Source organism: Paraglaciecola sp., from assembly GCF_030730205.1.
GTDB lineage: Bacteria > Pseudomonadota > Gammaproteobacteria > Enterobacterales > Alteromonadaceae > Paraglaciecola.
Window position 1 is genome coordinate 1 of record NZ_JANQVQ010000130.1, and the last position, 3602, is coordinate 3602.

Below are 3602 nucleotides of genomic sequence, written 5' to 3' on the forward strand. Positions count from 1 at the left end.
AACCCGCCAAGGCGCCTAAAATTAAAAAAGCGATAAAGTTCATAACATTCCCTTTGCTCTAGTGTTAATTTAATATTAAGACTAAATAAGTGGTCCTAATTGTGATAAACCTACTTTAGTCCATGCTTGCTACCCAGAAACTGTTTAGCGGTATTCATTAAATAATAAACGTGCTTCAACAAATCATCCATGTTTTTACAATAATGATTCCGAATGATCTGTTCGATGATTAATTCAATTCTTTTCGCCCGACGATATTGTCCTTTAAGCCTTTCTAGCAATTTAATAAATAAGTCACTGGCCTTGCGGCCATCTCCCACATAAACGATTTGCCCAGTCTGGCCTTGCAATGCTCCCGCCAGATAATGTTTATTTTCTGGCCAGACGTTGCTACCCTACTCTGCTTGCTACGATGCTCCAAATCTACACCGATTTTAAGATTCAGATGGATATCCAATTAATCTTTGCAAAACACCGAGTGGTCAATAATGTGAACTGCCAGCGCTTCCTAGGTAGACTCCAGTTTCTCCTCTTTATCCAAGTTTTGGATTTTAGAGGGTTGGCTCAGATCTACGCCAGTCACTTCCTGTGTTTGTGCAACCAGCATCTGATAGTAGAGCTAAGGATCTGAATGTAGCATAACTTGCTCAGTTACAGCGCAAACAACTCTACACGCCAAGGTGAACGCTAATATCCAAGCGTCCTTGCGTTAACACCACCAGGACTGTATGGAGCTCTATCTCGTGTTTTATAAATAATCATCTTTAATCGGCGAGTTTCCGCGCTATATAAAAAAGCTTTTCTGTTCATACTTAATGCTGTTTCTATGCTTATTAGCGAGTTAGTTTGGCGACCGTTCTGAACGCGCAAACAGCATTAAGTTCTCTTCCCTGAGTAACCTGTTGTTTCTAGACAAGTTATTTAGTCACAACCTCAAAATTTCACAATAACCACAAAACAATTATTTTTTATTAATGCCACTAGATTTTAAAACTTAGAAAAGATATAAATATTGCCGCACTATTTATAGTGTATTTAATAACAATAAACTAAAGGATTTGATATGAAGTACAGTGTTTTTGCAACAGTATTGATGGCATTCACAGTTGTAGGCTCAGCTAATGCGCAAGATAAATCAAAAGAAGTTGGCTCAGGTCCAAACCCTTTTTCTGATTGTGGTATTGGTGCAGCATTATTTTCAGAAAACAAAACCCTTGCCGTAACCTCAAACGTAATTTGGGACATCGGTACCACCGCTGTTACTTCTGCTACTGCAAGTCCAGAAACTTGTTCAGGCAAAAACGTCACTGCGGCAACGTTTATTCTTAATACTTATGACAACCTGATCGAAGACACAGCTCGTGGTGAAGGTGAACACTTAGTAGCGTTAATGAATATCCTCGAAGTTGAGCAAACCGCGAAGCAAGATGTTGTTAACGCACTACGCGCGCAAGTTGCACAACACGTTATTGCTGACGAATATAATACCGCAAGCAAAATCGAAAAATCTCAAATGTTCTTCTCAGCTGTTGTTAACGCTGTAAACGAAGCTTAATAAGGAAAACAAGGATAGAAAGTTTTTTCTTTCTATCCTATTCTGAACATTTCAATGACTCGTTTCTTTCTCGCAATCTGTCTTTGCCTATTTGGCAAATTGGCTAGTGCCTACTCATTCGAAAACCAAGAGTCTATCTCAAGGTTAGCAAATTCACCTACATGGCTCAAACTCCTTGTTTATGACAATGGTCGCAGTTTTGTCACCTCTAGCCGGTTTTTCTTAGATGGTCAGGGTCAGATTAATCCTAAAGCAGAGCTTATATCAACGCTAAAAGCTTTTGCTGAACCACAACAGGAAATGAACCCAGATAATCATCCGCAATGTCGATTTGCTGGTCGTTATGCTTGGCTGAAAACACAACTTGATTTTACCACGCTTGGCATTACTGAGATGTCCTGCCCTGCTTTTCAGGCCTTTAGCCAAGAACAGGAAATTGAATCCGTAAGCATAGTGTTTGCTACTGGCTTTCTGGGTAACCCAGCATCTTACTATGGGCATTTATTGATTAAACTTAATAGTGCTAATAGCGAACTTTCGGATTTACAAAACACCGCTATTAACTTCGGCGCTGATGTACCCGTTAATGAAAATATGGCAGCATATATTATCAAAGGCATTATTGGCGGTTATGACTCAGCTTTCACCCAGCAACAATATTTTCTGCATGCTGGAAATTATGGCGAGTCTGAACTGCGTGATCTATGGGAATACGAGCTAGACCTTGATAAAACGGCACTAAGACTACTTCTCGGGCATATTTGGGAACTGCTAGAAATAGACTATCAATACTTTTTCTTTAATCGTAACTGTGCATTTCATATGGGACAGTTATTGGAATTGGTATTACAAAATAACATTACCGATGCCTCACGGTTATGGGCAACTCCCCAAGCTATAATGCAAAACTTGGCCAAGGATAACACCAACCAAAAACCTATCATTAAGCACATTAAATACCACCCTTCCAGGCAAAGCAGACTTTACCAACGTTTTGCTATGTTGAGTAATGAACAGAAGTTACAACTTAGCAATATGGTGCATACACCTGAGAAGATTAGTATTGCGCAATTGGCCGATTTTAACATCGAGCAACAACAACAAATTGTCGATACCTTGATAGACTATTTTCAGTTTATGCTCAAAGCGGATAAAGGAGATGCCGATCTAAACAAGATCTATTATAAAAATTCTCTATTATTACGCTATCAATTACCACCTGGTAGATTAAAGACAGCCTTTATCTCAAACAGACGTCCGCATTTAGGTCGTAAACCTAGCCTTGCTGCCATTCAACTTGTGCATGCCAGTAATGCAGAAAACTTTGCTAAGTTACAAATTCGACCCGCATATTATGATGCTCTAGATGCGCAAGAAGGTCATGTCAAATATTCTGCATTGAGTATGGGTGAATTCAGTCTAGGTTTTACATCTCAAAGAGTTTTTATCAAAGATCTGTCGCTGTTAAAAATTGAAAGCGTTAGAGCAAACTTAACGGGGCTACCAGGAGATCAAAATCATTCTTGGTATATCGACATTGGCTCAACACAAACACAACTTGGTTGCACCACTTGCAACGCTGTGAAAGTAAGTTCTGGTATTGGCTATGCATTTCAAAGCTCGCCACATTTTAACATCAGTGGCTTTATTGGCGCTGGCTACTCGGGCCGTGATGCGAATGTCGATAATTCTTTTATCGCCACTCGCCTACTAACAACTTGGTATATTAGCGACAGTTTAGCTACAAATTTAGATGCTGAAGTAAGGCACTTCAAATCTGGCGCCGACACTCATCATATAAAGTTTGCCACCAGATACGCATTAAGTACCAATACAGAAGTACGCTTGAATTTATCACAGGACAGCGAATCAACCGAGATAGGATTCTCTCTCGGTCTATACTGGTAATGACATCAGCTGTTTAACAGGCTCAACTCTTTTTCATCAAGCTCTTTGTATTCACCTACAACTAAATCTATTGGTAATTTCAACCCACCAATTTGCTCGCGATGTAACTGCTCAACTTTATTGCCAAGCGCGGCGAACA

At 39.7% G+C, this 3602-nt stretch carries 2 protein-coding genes; both read left to right on the forward strand.

Annotated features, from left to right (window positions below):
* Positions 1-1063 precede the first annotated feature (1063 nt).
* Positions 1064-1555 (forward strand): DUF3015 family protein, encoded by a 492-nt coding sequence (locus NWQ57_RS09385; RefSeq protein WP_306021894.1) that lies wholly within the window; start codon positions 1064-1066, stop codon positions 1553-1555.
* 54 nt (positions 1556-1609) lie between these two features.
* Positions 1610-3463, forward strand: coding sequence for a DUF4105 domain-containing protein (locus NWQ57_RS09390; RefSeq protein WP_306021895.1), 1854 nt, complete (start codon positions 1610-1612; stop codon positions 3461-3463).
* Positions 3464-3602: the final 139 nt, after the last annotated feature.

Bases quoted from the DNA above. Each gene is read 5' to 3' on its own strand.
- NWQ57_RS09385 (WP_306021894.1), top strand. From the start codon at position 1,064: ATGAAGTACAGTGTTTTTGCAACAGTATTGATGGCATTCACAGTTGTA.
- NWQ57_RS09390 (WP_306021895.1), top strand. From the start codon at position 1,610: ATGACTCGTTTCTTTCTCGCAATCTGTCTTTGCCTATTTGGCAAATTG.